A 17,152-nucleotide genomic window follows, 5' to 3' on the forward strand; every position below is an offset into this window, starting at 1 on the left:
ATGATGAGTCCAACGCAAGTTTTTGATGGGATCGATGACGGCTCTTCATAGGACCCCCTTCACAGGGCCGTCTTCACAGGGCCGGCGGGGCGGGTGCGGGATGAGTCTGCGACAGATGGAGTACCTGGTCGCGGTCGTGGAGGAACGGTCCTTCAGCCGGGCCGCGCACACCCTCAACGTCACCCAGTCCGCGCTGTCCCACCAGATCAAGGCGCTGGAACGGGCCGTCGGCGGCCCCCTGCTGGAACGGCTGCCGCGCGGCGTGGGGCTCACGCCGATGGGCCGCGCCTTCCTGCCCCACGCCGAGCTCGCCGTGCGCAGCGCGGGCCGGGCCCGCCGCGCGGCCCGGGCCGCCGCCGGTGCGGAGGGCGGCGAGCTGCACGTCGTGACGCTGCACGCGCTGGCGGCCGGCGTTCTGCCACCGGTACTCGCACGCTGGCGGGCCGAGTTCCCGGGGGTGGCGCTGCGACTGCACGAGTGCGTGACCACGGAGGAGCTGCGGGACCGCATGGAGCGCGGTGTCGCGGACCTGGCCGTGGGACCCCGCCCGCAGGGCTGGCCGGGGCCGGTGGTCTCCCTCGGCGAGGAGGAGATCGTCCTGGTCGTCTCCGCCGACGACCCCCTGGCCGGACGTACGGCTCCGGTCGCGCTGGAGGAACTGGCGGACCGGGCGTGGGTGCGGTGCGCGCTGGAACCGGTGCTGGGCGGGCGACGGTGGCTGGACGTGGTGTGCGAGGAACGGGGCTTCACCCCGGTGACGGCGGTGGAGACGGAGCAGTCGTCGACGGCGGTGCGGATGGCCGCCGCCGGGGTGGGGATCGTGGCGGCGCCCCGGCACCTCGCCACGGCGACGGCGGGCGCGGTGCCGGTGGCCGTCGATCCGCGCTGGCGGCGGGAGCAGACGGTGTTCTCGCGGGTGGAGCCGACGGGGATGGCGGCCACGTTCGTGGCGCGGTGCGCGGAGATCCTGCGCGGGGAGGCCCTGGGCGCGGAACCTCTGGGCGCGGAGTCACCGGGTGGGGAGCCTCGGGGTACGGCCGCCCCGGGCGCGGTGGGAGCAGTGGGGGCGGTGGGCGCGGCCCACGTGCCGACCGGGCCGCGCGAGGCGTCCGGGGCGGCTGGCAGACTGGAGCCGTGACCAGCACCGACACCGTCCCGTCCGACCCGTACGACGAGGACCCCCGCGACCGCGCCCCCCAGTTCGTCCTGCCCCTCGTGGTGCGGATCGAGAAGGCCGCGCCCCCGGCGCGCACGGACGCGCTGGAGACGGCGGCGCGGGCGGTGCTGTGGCTGCTGTCGGACGAGCGGGCGGCCGGGGACGGCGAGTGGGCCCGGGCGGTGGCGGACTGGCAGGACGCCCGCATCCGCAAGGTCGTGCGGCGGGCGCGCGGGGCGGAGTGGCGCAAGGCGTCCGCGCTGCCGGGCATCGAGGTCGCGGGCGAGGCCGCAGAGGTGCGGGTCTTCCCGCCCGTGCCGCTGGACGGCTGGCCCAAGGAGCTGGTGAAGCTTCAGGTGTCGGGCACCGATCTGGACGACCCCGAGCCGCCGGCCGCGCCGGACCCCGCCCGGCCGGTGCTGTGGCTCAACCCGGAGCTGGAGATGTCGGCGGGCAAGACCATGGCCCAGGCCGGGCACGGCGCGCAGCTCGCGTGGTGGGCCCTGGACGACGCCGCGCGGGACGCCTGGCGGAAGGACGGCTTCGCGCTGTCGGTACGGACGGCCGATCCCGGACGCTGGGCGGAGCTGACGGCCAGTGGGCTACCGGTGGTAAGGGACGCCGGTTTCACGGAGATCGCACCCGGTTCGTGCACGGTCGTCGCGGACCACCCCTTGCTGCGGGGTTGTCACACTCGCCTGTGATACTGGCCGCCTGAACATGTGTAGCGGCACCAGGGAGCACCACGTTGTCGAAGAGGTCTGTCTACGGTCCGACGGCGCTGGGCTCCATATGCGTGGCGACGGCGCTGGTCGTCGGGCTGACGCAGGGCGACGGGGGCGAGGGCCGCAAGGGCAACGCCTCGTCGTCCTCCGGGCGGTCCGGCGGGGCGGACGCGGCCGGTGACGGCAAGAACCAGGAAGAGCCCTGGGACGGCAAGGTCAAGGTCCTCGGGGACGGCTCGACGTCCTTCACCGGCCCACAGCCGAAGGTCGCCAAGCCCGAGAAGCTGAAGCCCGGCGAGAAGCCCCCGCAGTTCGTCGTCTTCTCCTGGGACGGCGCCCTGGAGGGTGACGACCACCTTTTCTCCCATTTCCGGGAGGTCGCCAAGCAGAACAACGCGCAGATGACGTTCTTCCTGACCTCCATGTATCTGCTGCCGAAGTCGAAGGCGACGCTGTACAAGCCGCCGCAGCACAAGCCGGGTGACGCGGCGATATCCTTCGCGACCGACCAGCACATCCGGGACACCCTGAATCAGGTGCGCGGCGCCTGGCTGGACGGCAACGAGATCGGCACCCACTTCAACGGCCATTTCTGCGGCACCAAGGGCGGTGGCGACTGGAGCCCGGCGGAGTGGAAGAGCGAGATCGAGCAGTCGTATTCGTTCGTGGAGAACTGGAAGACGAACACCGGCTACAAGGACCTGCCCCCGCTGCCCTTCGACTTCAAGAAGGAGCTGGTGGGCGGCCGCGCTCCCTGCCTTGAGGGGCAGAAGAACCTGCTGACGGCGGCGAAGGACTTCGGCTGGCGCTACGACGCCAGCTCGCCCGGCGACTTCCAGCTGTGGCCGTCCAAGACGAGCGGTATCTGGAATTTCCCGCTCCAGCTGCTCCCGTACCCCAAGAGCGACAAACAGGTCCTGTCCATGGACTTCAACTTCCTCTACAACCAGTCCGGCGACAACACCAAGGGCGACCCGGCGAAGTACGAGGAGTGGCGGAAGCTGACGCGCGACGGCTATCTCAACGGCTTCAACCGCGTCTACAACGGCAGCCGGGCGCCGCTCTTCATAGGCAACCACTTCGAGGACTGGAACGACGGCATCTATATGAAGGCCGTGGAGGACGTCATGAAGTCGGTGTGCAAGAAGGACGGGGTGCGCTGCGTGTCCTTCAAGCAGCTTGCCGACTGGCTGGACGCCCAGGACCCCAAGGTCCTGGCGAAACTGCGCGGCCTGGACCCGGCGCAGGCGCCGGACTGGAAGACGTTCCTGAAGTAACCGCGCCCGAAGGGGCGCGGGGAACTGCGCGACAAGCCCCCACCGGCCCGCGCCGGAAAAACCGCGCCCCCAGCGGGAGCGTCAGCGCTTGGCCATGTACCGCGTCCAGATGTCCCCCGGGTACGCACTCCCCTGAACCGTCTTCGCCGTGCCGCCCAGCCCGTCCAGCGGCAGCAGCTCCTGGGTCTTGGGGTCGATGCGGGAGAGCGAGACGGCCGTCGAGACCGTGCCCCGGTAGCCGGCGAACCAGGCGGACTTGTTGTCCGGGCCGGTGCCGGCGGTGGCCGCCGTGCCCGCCCCGGTGGCCTTGGCCGCGACCCCGTGCCCGTTCTGCACACCGGCGCGCAGAGCATCGTCCACCGCTCCGGCGACGCTCGCGGACAGCGCCCGCACGGCGACGGACTTCTCCACGGACACGGGGTCGCCGTTGCGGCTGACCTCCGTGACGGAGTACGGCTCGGCGTTCATGCCCTTGGCCGCGAAGGTGGCGTAGGCGGCGGCCATGCGGATGGCGCTGGGCCGGGTGGTGCCGAGGGAGAAGGCGGGCACCTGCGGGCCGAGGCTGTCCTCCAGCATCCCGCACTGGACCGCCGTGCGGCTGACCTTGTCCAGGCCGGTGTCCATGCCGAGCTGCATGATCGAGGAGTTGACGGACCGGGCCACCGCCTCCCGCAGCGTGATCTTCCCCCAGGACTTGTCGCCCTCGTTGCGCCCCTTGACGATCTTCCCGGAGCGGTCCCAGTAGGGGCCCTCGGGCGTCCGTATCGCGATCTTGTCGTCGCCGTCGTAGACGGTGGCGGGGGTGACGGGGATACGGGGGCCGCCGCGTTCGCGCTGGATGCCGTTGGTCAGGGCCGAGGCGTAGACGAACGGGGCGAAGGCCGTCCCGGCCGGGACGACGGTGGAATTGGCGTCGTTGAAGCCCTGTTTGAGGTAGTCCGGCCCGCCGTAGAGGGCGACGATCCGCCCGTCGGCCATGACCGAGGCCGCCCCGATCCGCACGTCCCGGTCGGCTTCCCGCTTGTCGGGGTCGAGGCCCCGGGTGGCGTCGGCGACGGCCTTGGCCAGGCCGTCGACCTTGGGCTTCTCGAAGGTGGTGTGGATCTGGTAGCCGCCGAGGTCGAAGTCCTTGTCGGAGACGTCGGAGTGGGCGAGGACATAGGCGTGGGCGGTGTCGACGAGATAGCCGGTCTGCCCGGTCAGCCCGGCCGGCTTGGGCGGGGCCTTGGGCTCGGGGAAGGTCGTGTACGTGGCCCGTTCCTGCGGCGAGAGCTTGCCGATGACGACCATGCGGTCGAGGATCCACTTCCAGCGCTCCACGGCCCGCTCGTGGTTCTTGGGACCGAGCGAGGGGTCGTAGAGGCCGGCGCCCTTGAGGAGGGCGGCGAGGAAGGCGCCCTCGCTGGGGGTGAGCTCCGAGACGTCCTTGCCGTAGTAGGCGTGGGCGGCGCGCTGGATGCCGTAGCTGCCGCGCCCGTACCAGCTGGTGTTCAGGTAGCCCTGGAGGATGTCCGATTTGCTCATCTTGTTGTCGAGCTTGATGGCGATGAACATCTCGGTGAGCTTGCGGGTGAAGGTCTGCCGCTGGTTGAGGTAGGCGTTCTTCACGTACTGCTGGGTGATGGTGGAGCCGCCCTGGGTCTCCCCGCCGCCGACCATCTTGGTGACGGCCCGGGTCATACCGCTGACGGAGACCCCGCTGTCGGTGTAGAAGGTCTCGTTCTCGGCGGCGAGGGCGGCCCAGCGCACCTTCTCGGGGACCTTGTCCAGGGCGGCGTCCTGGCGGTTCACGGGTCCCGTGCGGGCCATCTCGCTGCCGTCGGCCCAGTAGTAGACGTTGTCCTGCTGGGTGGCGAAGGCGTTGAGGTCGGTGGGTATCTCGGTGGTGGCGTAGAGGACCGCCACGGCGGCGGCGAGGGTACCGAAGAGGCAGCCGAACAGGCCGAGGGTCTGGCGCCACGAGGGTATCCAGCGGCGCGCGCCCGTCCGGCCCGGGCGGGGGTAGGCGGGCCGCAGCCGGGCCAGCCGGGCGCCGAGGGCGCCGAGGGCGCCGGTGGCGCCCCGGCGGGAACGGGAACGGGACCGGCTGCCGGAAGAGCCCGTGCCGACGCCTGTGCCGTCGCCTGGACCGACGCCCGCGCCGGCACCCGTGCCGACGCCCATGCCGACGCCCATGCCGACGCCCGTGCCGACGCCCGTGGCGGCCCGCTGCCCACGGCGGCCGCGCACGGAAGCGAAGGGTTTACGGGCACGTGCCCTGCTGCGCCGTTCGCTCACCGCTGTGTCCCTACCCTTACCCGAACGTCCGTTTTTGGCTCTGCCGATCGATTACCGGGAGTCTGTCACACCGGAATCTGAAGATCCGTTAGGTCGTCCGGACTCCGTGGAGTCCTTTACACTCCTGTAGAGGTCATGGCGGGAACAGCGGAAGGAACGCCGGAAGAGATGGAAACGGCCGCACCCTCCGTCGACGTACGCCAGGGCCGGCGGCGTGCCAACGGCGCGCTGGAGGGCGAGGTCCTCGCCGCGCTGCAGCGCGCGGGCACCCCGCTGACCCCCCGCGAGGTCCAGAGCACCCTCCCGGGCGAGCTGACCTACAGCACGGTGGTCACGATCCTCTCCCGGCTGCTCGTCAAGGACGTGCTCACCCGCACCCCGCGCGGCCGCGCCTACGCCTACGCCCCCCTCACCGACGAGGCCGGGCTCGCCGCCCGCCGGATGCACAAGGTGCTCGAGGGGCGCCCCGACCGGGAGATCGTGCTGACCCGTTTCGCCGACGGCCTGGTCCCCGAGGACGCGGAGCTGCTGCGGCAGCTCCTCACCGGCATCCCCCGGCCCCGCTGACTCCCTCCCCCCTACTCCCCCAACCCCTCACCCGTCCCGGAGCCGTCCCGCCCCGGAGCCGTCGCCGGTCACGCCCGGAGCCAGACGCGCCGGTTGCGCGCCACGGTGTGGATCCGGTCCACCCGCTCCGCGCGCAGCACGCCGCCCAGCCTGCCGAGCCCCGGCACGTCCCGCTCCCCCAGCACCCGCACGTCCGCCGGCGCGTCGGCCGTCCCGACCTCGGCCGCGCCGACCAGCACCAGGACGGGCCGCGCCCGTACCGGGAAGTCACAGCCCCGCGAGAGCACGAGCGAGGACCGCGCCGCGCTGCGCCGGATCCGCCGGACGTACGGGCGGGGGTGGCGCTCCCCCGCGTAGCGGACGGCGGTGTCGTCCACCGTGAGCCGTGCCCCGTGGGCGGGCTCGGGGGCGACGCAGAACACTCCTCCGGGGCCGATCAGCAGATGGGGGATCACGTCGTCCCCCGGCAGGACGATCGAGTGGACGACCTCCCAGCCGCCGGCCGTCAGCAGTTCCAGCGCCGACCCGACGAGCTGCTGGACGGCCAGCTCCCGGCGCCAGGTGTCCTCCACGGGCCGCCGGCCGAGCAGCCGGGCGAGCACGAGCCCCACTCGGCCGGTCCGGGACGCGTCGAGCCGGGCGCGCAGAGTCTCCCCGGGCCGGTTCGGGGCGAGGTCGTCGTCGGGTGGGAGGAAAAGCCTCTCGGGGTCGTAAGCCTTTCCGTTCGCGCTCCTCTTCGCTTCCGGCCGCTCGCGCACGCCCATCACCCCCACCCGCCATACTGCCGCAGAAGTGCGGGAACCAACCCAATCGGACGTCCGTTGAACCGGTCGAGGCCCCGCGGCATCCCCCCGACCGCGGGGCCTCGTCCATGCCCGGGCCGGCGGCGGAAGCGCGCACCCTACCGGCGACGGCCCGCTCCTCGGGGGCCCTCGCCCCGGAAGTGACGTGGCGCACAATCCCCCGCCGGATTTCTCCGGAGCGGCGGAGCCGCAGGTCGGCCCGGGATTCCCGGGCCCGCCCGCCGGCAGGGCTTACCGGAATCCCCTTGGCGATCAGCGCCGGGCCCCTAACGTGCGGTGCCGCACAAGGAGGTGCCATGCGATCCCCGAAAGGCGCCGTACGTTCCCTCACCGGCACCGGTCTGGTCGTCACCGCCCTGGTGGCGACGGCCGCCGCGCTGCTCTTCCCCGTCTGGTCGTACCGCGACCGCGCGGGCCCGGGCGCGGGCGCCGCCGATCTCACGGCGGGCTCGGTGTCCACCCGCTTCGGGCCGCTGTCGGCGGCCGACCGCGACTTCGTCGCCCGGGTCCGCCAGGCCGGGCTCTGGGAGCTGCCCGCCGGCCAGCAGGCCATGGAGCGGGGCGGCACGGCGGCGGTGAAACGGGCGGGCGAGCATCTCGTCGAGGGCCACACCTCGCTCGACCGGCATGTCCGCGACGTGGCCGCGCGGCTGGGCGTCGATCTGCCCAGCCAGCCCACCGCCGAGCAGCGCGGCTGGCTGTCACGGCTGGACGCCGCGCACGGCGCCGTATACGACCGCGATTTCACCAATGTGCTGCGGCTCGCGCACGGCCGGGTCTTCGCGCTGGTCGGGCAGATCCGCGCGGCCACCCGCAACGCGGCCGTGCGCGAGCTGGCCGAGGACGCCAACGCGACCGTCCTGGACCACATGAAGGTGCTGGAGGACACCGGGCTCGTCGACTTCGACGCCCTCACGGCGCAGCTGGGCGCGCCGCCGTCCGGGACCCCGGCCCCGGCCCCGTCGCCTCCGGGTGCCGCCGTCACCGGTCCGCCCCCGCCCGCCGTGGCTCCGTCCCCGTCCCCGTCGTCCTCGTCCGTGTCCCCGCCCTCGCCCGAAGCGCCGTCGCCCTCCCCCGACTCCCCATCACCCTCACCCTCTCCCTCGCCCTCCGAAAGGAACTGAGCCGCCATGACCGCCGCTCACCGGCGCCGCCTCGGCGCCCGGCACCTGATCCTCGTCGCACTGCTCGCGTTACTCGGCTCGGCGGGCGCCTTCGCCGCCGTCACCGGCAGCGCCTCCGCCCATCCGAGTCCGTCACCCAGAGTGACAGACCCCACTGACAGTCACGCCCACGGCGGCCCCTCCCCCGCCGATTTCGCCGACATCCGCCGCGCCCGCCCCGACGCGCGCCCGCCCCTGAACCAGCCCTCCGCCTCCACCGGGACCTTCACCGCCCGCTGCGGCCGCAACGAGAACGGCCACCGCAACCCCGACAACTTCATCGTCACGCCGGGCGTGCGCAACGGCGCCCACCACCTCCACGACTACGTCGGCAACCTCTCCACCGACGCCTTCTCCACCGACGACTCGCTGCGCGCGGCCGGCACCACCTGCGCCCGGGGCGACAAGTCGGCGTACTTCTGGCCCGTCCTGCGCCTGACGGGCACCGAGCCGGGCCCGGAGGGAAACGACGACGGCGGGAACTCCGGGCGCGTCCTGACCCCCGACAGCGTGGCCCTCACCTTCCGCGGCAGCCCCACGGCCAAGGTCACCGCCATGCCGGAGGGGCTGCGCGCCATCACCGGTGACGCGAAGGCCTTCACCAACGGCGCCGGCGGCGCCAATGGCTCCAAGGACGCCAAGGACGCCCGCGCCCGCTGGAGCTGCACCGGTTTCGCCGACCGGCACCTCACCGACAAGTACCCGCTCTGCCCGCGCGGCAGCTCGGTCGTACGGCTGCTGGACTTCCCCAGCTGCTGGGACGGGCGGCACACCGACTCCGCCGGGCACCGGACGCACCTGGTCTTCCCCGACGCGGCCACAGGGCGCTGCGGGCGCGGGTTCACGCCCGTGCCGCAGCTGCGCATGGAGCTGACCTACAGCGTTCCCCGGGGCCCGTCCTTCGCCGTGGACAGCTTTCCCGAGCAGCTCCGCAAGCCCGTCACCGACCACGCGGACTTCGCCGACGCGATGCCCGCCGGGCTGATGGCGACCGTCGTGCGCTGCGTCAACGAGGGGCGGCGCTGCGGCTGAGCCGCCACCGGCCTCTCTTCGGGCGCATCGCACCCGACATCGCACCCCGGTGCTTTACTTCATCAACTGCTGGCCTAATTATCCCTTTTGCCGCATTACATATGAAGGGATAGCGCCAGTGCCACTGAGAGCAACAGCCCTGTACGGAACCCTCGGATCCCTGGTCCTCACAGGGCTCACCGGCCTCCCCTCCGCCCCGGCCCATGCCCAGGACGGGCGGGCCGAGGCCCGCGGCGTCGCCCAGGCGGCCAAACTGGCCGCCGCCCGGGGCGTCGACTTCGACGACTGCCCCGCCGCGGAGGGCCTGCCGGCCCCCATCGAGTGCGGCACCGTGACCGTGCCCCTGGACTACGCCCACCCGGGCGGCAAACAGATCAACCTCACCGTCAGCCGCGCCCGCGCCCTCGGCCGGGAGGAGGACCGGCAGGGCTCCATCGTCTTCAACCCCGGGGGCCCCGGCGGCAACGGCATGTTCTACCCGCTGCTCACCCGCCTCCCCCAGTGGCGGAACGTCGCCGAGGAGTACGACCTGGTCGGCTACGCCCCCCGTGGCGTGGGCCGCTCCGCGCCGCTGTCCTGCGTGAACCCGGCGGGCTTCGGCAAGGGCCCCACCCAGGCGCCCGAGCACCCCACCGAGGCGTACAAGAAGGAGCAGGTCAAGAAGGCCAAGGCCTACGCCCAGGGATGCGCCCGCCGCAACGGCGCCGACCTGCGCCACTTCACCAGCGTCAACAACGCCCGGGACCTCGACGTCCTGCGGGCCGCGCTCGGCGAGCGGAAGCTGACGTACGTGGGCGCCTCCTACGGCACCTACTTCGGCGCCCTCTACGCCACGCTCTTCCCCACGCACGTACGCCGCATGGTCTTCGACAGCGTCGTCAACCCCGACCCCCGCAAGGTCTGGTACGGCAACAACCTGGAGCAGTCCGCCGCCTTCGACCGCCGCTGGGCCGACTGGCGCCGCTGGGCCGCCCGGCACCACGCCGTCTACCACCTGGGACGCACCCCCCAGGAGGTGCTGGCCTCCTACGAGAAGGCGGTCCGCGCGCTGACCCGCCGGGCCGCCGGCGGCAGGGTCGGCCCCGGCCAGCTCCAGGGGATCTTCCTCAAGGCCGGCTACACCGACAGCTTCTGGGCGAGCGCCGCGCAGGTCCTCTCCGCGTACCTCCAGGGCGACGACAAGCCACTGCTCACGGTGGCCGGCGGCGGCGAGGCGGGCGCGCGGTCGGCCGAGAACGAGAACGCCGTCTACACGGCCGTCGAGTGCAACGACACCCCCTGGCCGAACTCCTGGGAGGTGTGGGACCGCGACAACACCAAGCTCGCCGAGCGGGCGCCGTTCGAGACGTGGAGCAACGCCTTCATGAACCTGCCGTGCGCCTACTGGCAGGGGCCCCGGCAGAAGCCGCTCGACGTCAGGATCGGCCGGAAGTCCGGTCTGCCGCCCACGCTGCTGCTGGCCGCCGAGCGGGACGCGGCCACCCCGTACAAGGGCGCGCTGGAGCTCCAGAAGCGGCTCCCGGGCTCGTCCCTGGTCACCGAGCGGGAGGCGGGCACCCACGGCATCGGCGGCGGGCCCAACACCTGCGTCAACCGCTACCTGGAGACGTACCTGCTGACGGGCGAGGTCCCCGCCCGCCGCGTCTACTGCGCGCCCCGCCCGGAGCCGCGTGCGACGACGTGACGACGTAACGACGTGACGACCTGACGCACGGCGAAAGCCGGGCCGGCCGACCGACGGCCGGCCCGGCTTTCGTCATCGGGTTCAGGCGAGCCCGGCCACCAGGTCGGCCACGTCCTTGCGGCGACCCGTGTAGAACGGGACTTCCTCCCGCACGTGCATCCGCGCCTCGGAGGCCCGCAGGTGACGCATCAGGTCGACGATGCGGTACAGGTCGTTCGCCTCGAAGGCGAGGATCCACTCGTAGTCGCCCAGCGAGAACGAGGCGACCGTGTTGGCCCGGACGTCGGGGTAGCCGCGCGCCATCTTGCCGTGGTCGGCGAGCATGCGACGGCGGTCCTCGTCGGGCAGCAGGTACCAGTCGTAGGAGCGCACGAACGGGTAGACGCTGACGTAGTCGCGCGGCGTCTCGTCGGCGAGGAACGCCGGGATGTGCGACTTGTTGAACTCGGCGGGCCGGTGCAGCGCCATGTTCGACCAGACCGGCTCCAGCGCGCGGCCCAGCTTGGTGCGGCGGAAGCGGTTGTACGCGTCCTGGAGGGCGTCCGAGGTCTCGGAGTGCCACCAGATCATCACGTCGGCGTCGGCCCGCAGACCCGACAGGTCGTAGGTGCCGCGCACCGTGACGTCCTTCTCCGCCAGCTGGGCGAAGAGCTCCTCGACCTCCTCGGCCCAGCCGGCGCGGTCCTGCGGCAGCACGTCGCGCAGCTTGAACACCGACCAGAGGGTGTAGCGGATGACCTCGTTGAGGTCCTTGGCCTTCTTGCCGGCGTTCGGGATCTTCACAGGGGCGTCAGAGGCGTCAGTCATGTCCCTATTCTCACTCGCCGCCGCCGGCGCCTTCCGTCAGGGTCGGCGTGAGCCCCGCCAGGACCTCGTCGGCGGCGCGCCGGCCGCTCGCGATACAGGCGGGGATGCCCACACCGTCGTAGGCGGCCCCGCAGACGCGCAGGCCGGGCAGGCGGGAGACCTCCTCGCGGATGCGGGCGACCCGGGTGAGGTGGCCCACCGGGTACTGCGGCAGCCCGCCGTGCCAGCGGGTCACCCGTGTCTCCACCGGTGCCGCCGTGAGGCCGACGGCGTCACCAAGGTCCTTCAGCGACATCGATACCAGCTCGGAATCCTCGCGCTTCAGATCCTCCTCGTCGCCAAACCGCCCGATCGAGGTACGCAGCACAAAGAGGTCCGGGGCGGAGTCGGCGTTCCAGCGCCACTTGTTGCTGGAGAACGTGGACGCCTTGATCTTGCGGTCGTCGACGGGCGGCACGAGGAAACCGCTGCCGTGCAGCAGCCCCACCACGTCGGAGCGGCGGAAGGCCATGGTGACCAGGGCCATGGAGGCGTACTCGACGCCGGCGAGCTCCGCCGCGGCGCCACCGGCGCCCGCGGCCCGCGCCGCGACGGCGACGATCCGGGCCGCGTCGGGCGCGGGGGTGGCGACGACGACGCCGTCCGCCGCCAGGACCTCGTCCGCCAGCTCGACCCGCCAGCCGGCGCCGGAGCGCCCGACGGCGACGACGGGCGCTCCGGTGCGGACCGTGCCGCCCTTCGCCCGCACCGCGTCCGCGACGGCGCCCGGCAGCAGGCCGATGCCGCCCTCGATGCCCATGAAGACCGGCCCCGACCGCTGCGGCGCGGCGGCCGCCCGCTCCTGGAGCGCCCGTACGGCCGCGGTCAGGGTGCCGTGCGCGCGCGCCGCCTCGAAGAGCTGGGGGACGGCGGTCCGCAGGGAGATGCGGTAGGCGTCGCCCGCGTAGACGCCGCCGAGCAGCGGCTCGACCAGCCGGTCGACGACCTCGTGGCCCATCCGCTCGGCGACGTAGGCGCCGATGGCGACGTCCTCGCCGAGCTCGGTGGGCGGCAGCTCCTCGTCCTTGGCGACCCGGGCCAGGCCCTCGGCGGACAGGACGCCGGAGGCGGCCACCTCGGCGAGGTCGCCGGGGACGCCCATCATGTGGCCCTTGGGCAGGGGCCGCAGCTCACCGCGGGTCCACAGCGACGCCGTGGCGGCGGGCGGCGCCAGCCGGTCGCCGAGGCCGGCCGCGCGGGCCAGGTCCACGGCCTCGGGGCGGCGCGCGAGCACCGACTCGGCGCCCAGGTCCACGGGGGCGCCCGCGATCTCGCCCGCGAGCAGCTTCCCGCCGACGCGCCCGGAGGCCTCCAGGACCGTCACGCGCGCCCCGCCCTCCAGCAGCCGCAGGGCCGCCGCCAGGCCGGAGATACCGCCGCCGATGACCACCACATGCCGCGAGGGAGTGTGCGCTGCGCTCATGGCTCCACTGTCTCAAACCGCCCTTCCCGGCCGTTCGGCACCCCGTTGACAGTGATCGGGACCGGGCATTGACAGTGATCGGGAGCGGGCCGAGACTCGCGCGCAACAACGACCGTCCCACCCGCCACGAACGTTTACGGAGACCCCATGAACGACCGCATCCGGGATGTGTACATCGTCGACGCCGTCCGCACCCCGGTCGGGAAGTACGGCGGCGCCCTCGCCTCCGTACGCCCCGACGATCTGGCCGCACACGTCGTGCGCGCCCTGGTGGACCGGTCCCCCGACCTGGACCCGGCCCGCGTCGACGACGTGGTGCTGGGCAACGCCAACGGCGCGGGAGAGGAGAACCGCAATGTGGCCCGCATGGCGGTCCTGCTCGCCGGGCTGCCCGTCTCCGTGCCCGGCGCGACCGTCAACCGGCTGTGCGCCTCCGGCATGGAGGCCGTCGTCCAGGCGTACCGGGCCGTCGCCCTGGGCGACGCGTCCGTGGTGATCGCGGGCGGGGTGGAGTCGATGAGCCGCGCCCCCTGGGTGCTGCCCAAGCCGGAACGGGCGTTCCCGGCCGGCCACCAGGAGCTGTACTCGACGACGCTGGGCTGGCGGATGACCAATCCGGCCATGCCGCCGCAGTGGACGGTCTCGCTCGGCGAGGGCGCCGAGCTGATCGCCGACAAGCACGGCATCACCCGCGAGGAGCAGGACGCCTTCGCGCTCGCCAGCCACCGCAAGGCGGCCGAGGCGTGGCGGGACGGCCGCTACGACGCCGAGGTCGTGCCCCTGGACGGGGTGGCCCTCGCCCGGGACGAATCGATCCGCGACAGCACCTCGGCGGAGGCGCTCGCCGCGCTGAAGCCCGCCTTCCGGAAGTCCGGCGGCACGGTCACCGCGGGCAACTCCTCCCCGCTCAACGACGGCGCGGCGGCGCTGCTGCTCTGCGACGAGGAGGGGCTGCGCACGAGCGGCCGCGAACCGCTGGCGCGGATCCGGGCGACGGCGGTCACCGGCGTCGAACCGGACCTCTACGGCCTCGGCCCCGTCGAGGCGGTGCGCCGGGCGCTCGCGAAGGCGGGCCGCACATTCGCGGACGTGACGGACTTCGAGCTGAACGAGGCGTTCGCCGCCCAGGCCCTGGGGTGCCTCGCGGAGTGGCCCGGGCTGGACCCCGCCGTCGTCAACCGGCGCGGCGGGGCGATCGCCGTCGGCCACCCCCTGGGCTGCTCGGGCGCCCGGCTGACGGGCTCGGTCGCCCACGCCCTCGCGGCGGCCGGGTCGGGGACGGGGCTGGCGGCGCTGTGCGTCGGCGTCGGCCAGGGGCAGGCGCTGGTCCTCGAACGCTGACCGACAATCGCCGGTCCGGCGGGGACGCGGGGATCACCGCCGCCGGACCGGGGTAGGCCATGGCCATGGCAGCGCCCGAAGCGTTACGCGAAGAGACGACGACACCTGCCCCCGAGCCCTACCTGGGCCCCGCCGAACGCCATCCCCGGCAGCCGCTCGTACCGCTCGCGCTCTCCCCGGGCGCCGTCGAGCTGACCGGGCCCGTGTTCGGGGCGGCCGATGTGAGCCCGCTGGACGCCGATCTGACGCGGCAGCACCCCGGTGAGCCGATCGGCGAGCGCATCACGGTCTCCGGCCGGATCGTGGACGGCCGGGGGCGCCCCGTGCGGGGCCAGCTGGTGGAGGTGTGGCAGGCCAACGCCGCCGGCCGCTACACCCACCGGCTCGACCGCCACCCGGCGCCGCTCGACCCGAACTTCACCGGCACCGGCCGCTGCCTGACCGACGACGAGGGCCGCTACCGCTTCACCACGATCCGGCCCGGCGCCTATCCGGTCTTCCCGGACGCGAACGTCTTGCGCCCGCCGCATGTGCACTTCTCGCTCTTCGGCACGGCCTTCACCCAGCGCCTGGTCACCCAGATGTACTTCCCCGGCGACCCGCTCCTCCCCCACGACGGGGTGTGGCACTCCGTCGCCGACCCGGCCGCCCGGCGACGGCTGATCGCCGCCTACGACCCCGGGCTGAACGACCCGGCGGCGTCCACGCTCGGCTACCGCTGGGACATCGTCCTGGACGGCCCCGCCGCCACCCGGACCGAGGAGGGCCGTCACTGATGCCGTCGTCGCACGCCACGCCCTCGCAGACCATCGGGCCCTTCTACGGCACGGCCCTGCCCTTCCCGGGCGGCCCCGACGCCGCCCCCGCCGGCCACCCCGAGGCGATCACCGTCCACGGCCGGGTCCTCGACGGCGAGGGCGTGCCGGTGCCGGACGCGCTCCTGGAGTTCTGGCAGGCGGCCCCGGACGGCTCCCTCACCGGCTCCCCCGGCAGCCTCCACCGCGACGGGGCGCGCTTCACGGGCTTCGCCCGCGTCCCCACGGGCGGCGACGGCCACTACGCGCTGCGGACGCTGCCGCCGCCGGAGGGGGTGCCGTATCTGGCGCTGTGCCTGTTCGTGCGGGGGCTGCCGCGGCATCTGTTCACGCGGGTGTACTTCCGGGCGCCGGAGAACGACGCGCTGCTCGCCGGCCTCCCACCGGAGCGCCGGGCGACCCTGCTGGCCGCCCCCGATCCGGCGGGACACCGGTCGTACCGCTTCGACGTGCGGCTGCGGGGGGAAGCGGAGACGGTGTTCCTGGAGTTCGGCGGGCCTGTCTAGCGCGGCCGGCAGTCACTTCCCGGCCTTCTTCAGCAGCTGGTCCACGGTCTGGTCGGTGCCCGACCACATGGTCTTCATTCCATAGGGCTCCTGTTCGGACTCGGACAGCGTTTCCTTGCCCTCGGGGGCCCGCGAAATGTCGACCGTCATGTACGGGTCCGTGTCCCCTTTGGCGAATCCTGCCTGGTCATTCCACTTCGGCAGCACCCACCACATCGCCGCGTAGTCGGGTGCGCGGGTGATGTTGAGGACCTCACTGCTGTGGTAGAGCCTTGACTCGTAGCGGAAGAACTCGTCACCGGGGGCGGCGACCCAGTCCGGGGCATCGCGAACGTGTTCGTGTTTGGGGGAGTCCGGGTTCCAGGAGTACTGGATCGAGCTCGCGTAGCTGTTGCCAAGCTTGCATCTGTCGGCCCTGATGTACGAAACCTGCGCTTGGACTCTGACCCTCCCCAAATCCGCGCTCAAGGGCACTTGCACGGTGAAGTCCTGGCTGAAATCGTCGCCGGGGTCGAGCCGGGAGCCCGCGTCGACGAAGACCCCTGTCCCGAGCATGCGGGACGGTGAGAAGCGCTCATGGCGCAAGGTGGAGTTCCCATGTGTCAGGTCGTTCTTCCAGTCGCTCACCCCATTGCCCTGATTCACGAATGTGCTGGGCAGGCCACTGACCGACCAGAGAGTCCCCACCACATAGATGGTGATCGATCCGGAGTTCCGGAAAGTGACATGTGCCGGGACATGGAGGACGGTGCGTCGGGCATTCAGCACCGGCGTGCCGAACGACGTGGCGAACGGGACATTGACCGGCGTCGCGTACGGCACGTACATCGCGGAGTACGACGCACTGGCGGCACCGACGGCCGCCGAGACGACGACACCGACGGCGAAGCGCCTGGGGTGCGGGACGCTCCGCCAGGCCTTCCGCCGGCTCAGCGCCCGGAAAGCCCAGCCGCACCAGAGAAGCAGGAAGACCCATAGCCACAGGTACGGGGTGTAGTCGCCGCCCTGGATCTGCACGATCAGGAACATGAAGGTCGTGGCCGTGACGGTGATGACACCGAGCAGCACTCCTTCCCCGGAGTACCTCACCGACCGCTTGCCCCAGTAGTCGAAGACGGCCACGATGCCGATCACCTCGGCCAGCGCCGCGAGCAGCAGCACGATTCCCAGGACCCGCCATCCATAGGCCAGCGCCTGGAAGACGTCCACCGCTCCGACTCTGAAGAGCACGGCGGCGGACGCCCCCAGCCCGAGGACCATGACGGCTCCCTCAGCCCGTCGTCTCCATGGGCGGTCCGGCCAGCAGTCCGGGTCTTCGAGCCAGAGAACCCGGGCCCGGTCGTCGAGATCCGGATCCTTGGGCAGCCCCGCCCGGCGCAGCAACCGGAGCAGCTCACGACGGGACCAGGCCTTGCCGACGACCTTCCCCCGGACACTCACGGCCCGCAGCCCGCGGTCGTCCGGGGCGTGCACGACGACGAAAGGGCGGTACTCCATGCCGCCACGATCGCGGCCCCGTCCCGGACGCGCATCCGGG

Annotated in this window: 15 protein-coding genes; 10 read left to right on the forward strand and 5 right to left on the reverse strand. The window is 72.7% G+C overall.

The genetic code is table 11. The annotated features are described in order from the left end of the window. Positions 1 to 100 precede the first annotated feature (100 nt). From ACFYZR_RS18735 to ACFYZR_RS18745, 3 genes are read left to right on the forward strand one after another with little or no spacing between them, the layout of a single operon-like run. Complete coding sequence (locus ACFYZR_RS18735; RefSeq protein ID WP_391911526.1) at positions 101 to 1,138, forward strand: LysR family transcriptional regulator; 1,038 nt, start codon at positions 101 to 103, stop codon at positions 1,136 to 1,138. Continuing rightward, positions 1,135 to 1,860 (forward strand): aminoacyl-tRNA hydrolase, encoded by a 726-nt coding sequence (locus ACFYZR_RS18740; RefSeq protein WP_391911528.1) that lies wholly within the window; start codon positions 1,135 to 1,137, stop codon positions 1,858 to 1,860. The genes ACFYZR_RS18735 and ACFYZR_RS18740 overlap by 4 nt, the downstream gene beginning before the upstream one ends. Positions 1,861 to 1,904: 44 nt before the next feature. Further along, a complete protein-coding gene (locus ACFYZR_RS18745) occupies positions 1,905 to 3,158 on the forward strand; it encodes a hypothetical protein (protein ID WP_391911530.1) in 1,254 nt (417 codons plus the stop codon). Positions 3,159 to 3,239: 81 nt separating this feature from the next. On the opposite strand, the gene ACFYZR_RS18750 is transcribed toward ACFYZR_RS18745, so the two are convergent. Then, a complete protein-coding gene (locus ACFYZR_RS18750; RefSeq protein ID WP_391911532.1) occupies positions 3,240 to 5,387 on the reverse strand; it encodes a transglycosylase domain-containing protein in 2,148 nt (715 codons plus the stop codon). Between the two features lie 216 nt (positions 5,388 to 5,603). Here ACFYZR_RS18750 and ACFYZR_RS18755 point away from each other — a divergent pair, with 216 nt between their 5' ends. Further along, a complete protein-coding gene (locus ACFYZR_RS18755; RefSeq protein WP_391911534.1) occupies positions 5,604 to 6,002 on the forward strand; it encodes a BlaI/MecI/CopY family transcriptional regulator in 399 nt (132 codons plus the stop codon). A gap of 68 nt (positions 6,003 to 6,070) precedes the next feature. On the opposite strand, the gene ACFYZR_RS18760 is transcribed toward ACFYZR_RS18755, so the two are convergent. After that, positions 6,071 to 6,760, reverse strand: coding sequence for a nuclease-related domain-containing protein (locus ACFYZR_RS18760; protein WP_391911536.1), 690 nt, complete (start codon positions 6,758 to 6,760; stop codon positions 6,071 to 6,073). A 341-nt stretch (positions 6,761 to 7,101) separates the two neighbouring features. Between ACFYZR_RS18760 and ACFYZR_RS18765 the strand changes: the two genes are divergently transcribed. From ACFYZR_RS18765 to ACFYZR_RS18775, 3 genes are all read left to right on the forward strand, one after another. Beyond that, positions 7,102 to 7,929, forward strand: a complete 828-nt coding sequence (locus ACFYZR_RS18765; protein ID WP_391911538.1) for a DUF4142 domain-containing protein — start codon at positions 7,102 to 7,104, stop codon at positions 7,927 to 7,929. A 6-nt stretch (positions 7,930 to 7,935) separates the two neighbouring features. Further along, positions 7,936 to 9,000, forward strand: coding sequence for a DUF1996 domain-containing protein (locus tag ACFYZR_RS18770; protein ID WP_391911540.1), 1,065 nt, complete (start codon positions 7,936 to 7,938; stop codon positions 8,998 to 9,000). 124 nt (positions 9,001 to 9,124) lie between these two features. Continuing rightward, positions 9,125 to 10,684 carry an alpha/beta hydrolase gene (locus ACFYZR_RS18775; protein WP_391911872.1) on the forward strand — a complete coding sequence of 520 codons (1,560 nt, stop codon included), beginning with the start codon at positions 9,125 to 9,127 and terminating at the stop codon, positions 10,682 to 10,684. Positions 10,685 to 10,765: 81 nt separating this feature from the next. Here the strand turns inward: ACFYZR_RS18775 and hemQ are convergent, their stop codons facing one another. After that, on the reverse strand, positions 10,766 to 11,491 hold the full coding sequence (hemQ, locus tag ACFYZR_RS18780; protein ID WP_391911542.1) for a hydrogen peroxide-dependent heme synthase: 726 nt from the start codon (positions 11,489 to 11,491) through the stop codon (positions 10,766 to 10,768). Positions 11,492 to 11,501: 10 nt separating this feature from the next. Further along, positions 11,502 to 12,953, reverse strand: coding sequence for a protoporphyrinogen oxidase (gene hemG, locus ACFYZR_RS18785; RefSeq protein WP_391911544.1), 1,452 nt, complete (start codon positions 12,951 to 12,953; stop codon positions 11,502 to 11,504). A 147-nt stretch (positions 12,954 to 13,100) separates the two neighbouring features. Here hemG and ACFYZR_RS18790 point away from each other — a divergent pair, with 147 nt between their 5' ends. From ACFYZR_RS18790 to pcaG, 3 genes are all read left to right on the forward strand, one after another. Further along, positions 13,101 to 14,294 (forward strand): thiolase family protein, encoded by a 1,194-nt coding sequence (locus ACFYZR_RS18790; RefSeq protein WP_391911546.1) that lies wholly within the window; start codon positions 13,101 to 13,103, stop codon positions 14,292 to 14,294. 65 nt (positions 14,295 to 14,359) lie between these two features. Further along, positions 14,360 to 15,070, forward strand: a complete 711-nt coding sequence (pcaH, locus tag ACFYZR_RS18795; RefSeq protein WP_391911548.1) for a protocatechuate 3,4-dioxygenase subunit beta — start codon at positions 14,360 to 14,362, stop codon at positions 15,068 to 15,070. After that, on the forward strand, positions 15,070 to 15,615 hold the full coding sequence (gene pcaG / locus ACFYZR_RS18800; RefSeq protein ID WP_391911550.1) for a protocatechuate 3,4-dioxygenase subunit alpha: 546 nt from the start codon (positions 15,070 to 15,072) through the stop codon (positions 15,613 to 15,615). Before pcaH ends, pcaG begins: the two co-directional genes overlap by 1 nt. Positions 15,616 to 15,627: 12 nt before the next feature. Here the strand turns inward: pcaG and ACFYZR_RS18805 are convergent, their stop codons facing one another. Next, positions 15,628 to 17,112 (reverse strand): hypothetical protein, encoded by a 1,485-nt coding sequence (locus ACFYZR_RS18805; protein ID WP_391911552.1) that lies wholly within the window; start codon positions 17,110 to 17,112, stop codon positions 15,628 to 15,630. Positions 17,113 to 17,152: the final 40 nt, after the last annotated feature.

The organism is Streptomyces sp. NPDC001678 (genome assembly GCF_042892945.1).
In the GTDB taxonomy this organism is placed as follows: Bacteria; Actinomycetota; Actinomycetes; order Streptomycetales; family Streptomycetaceae; genus Streptomyces.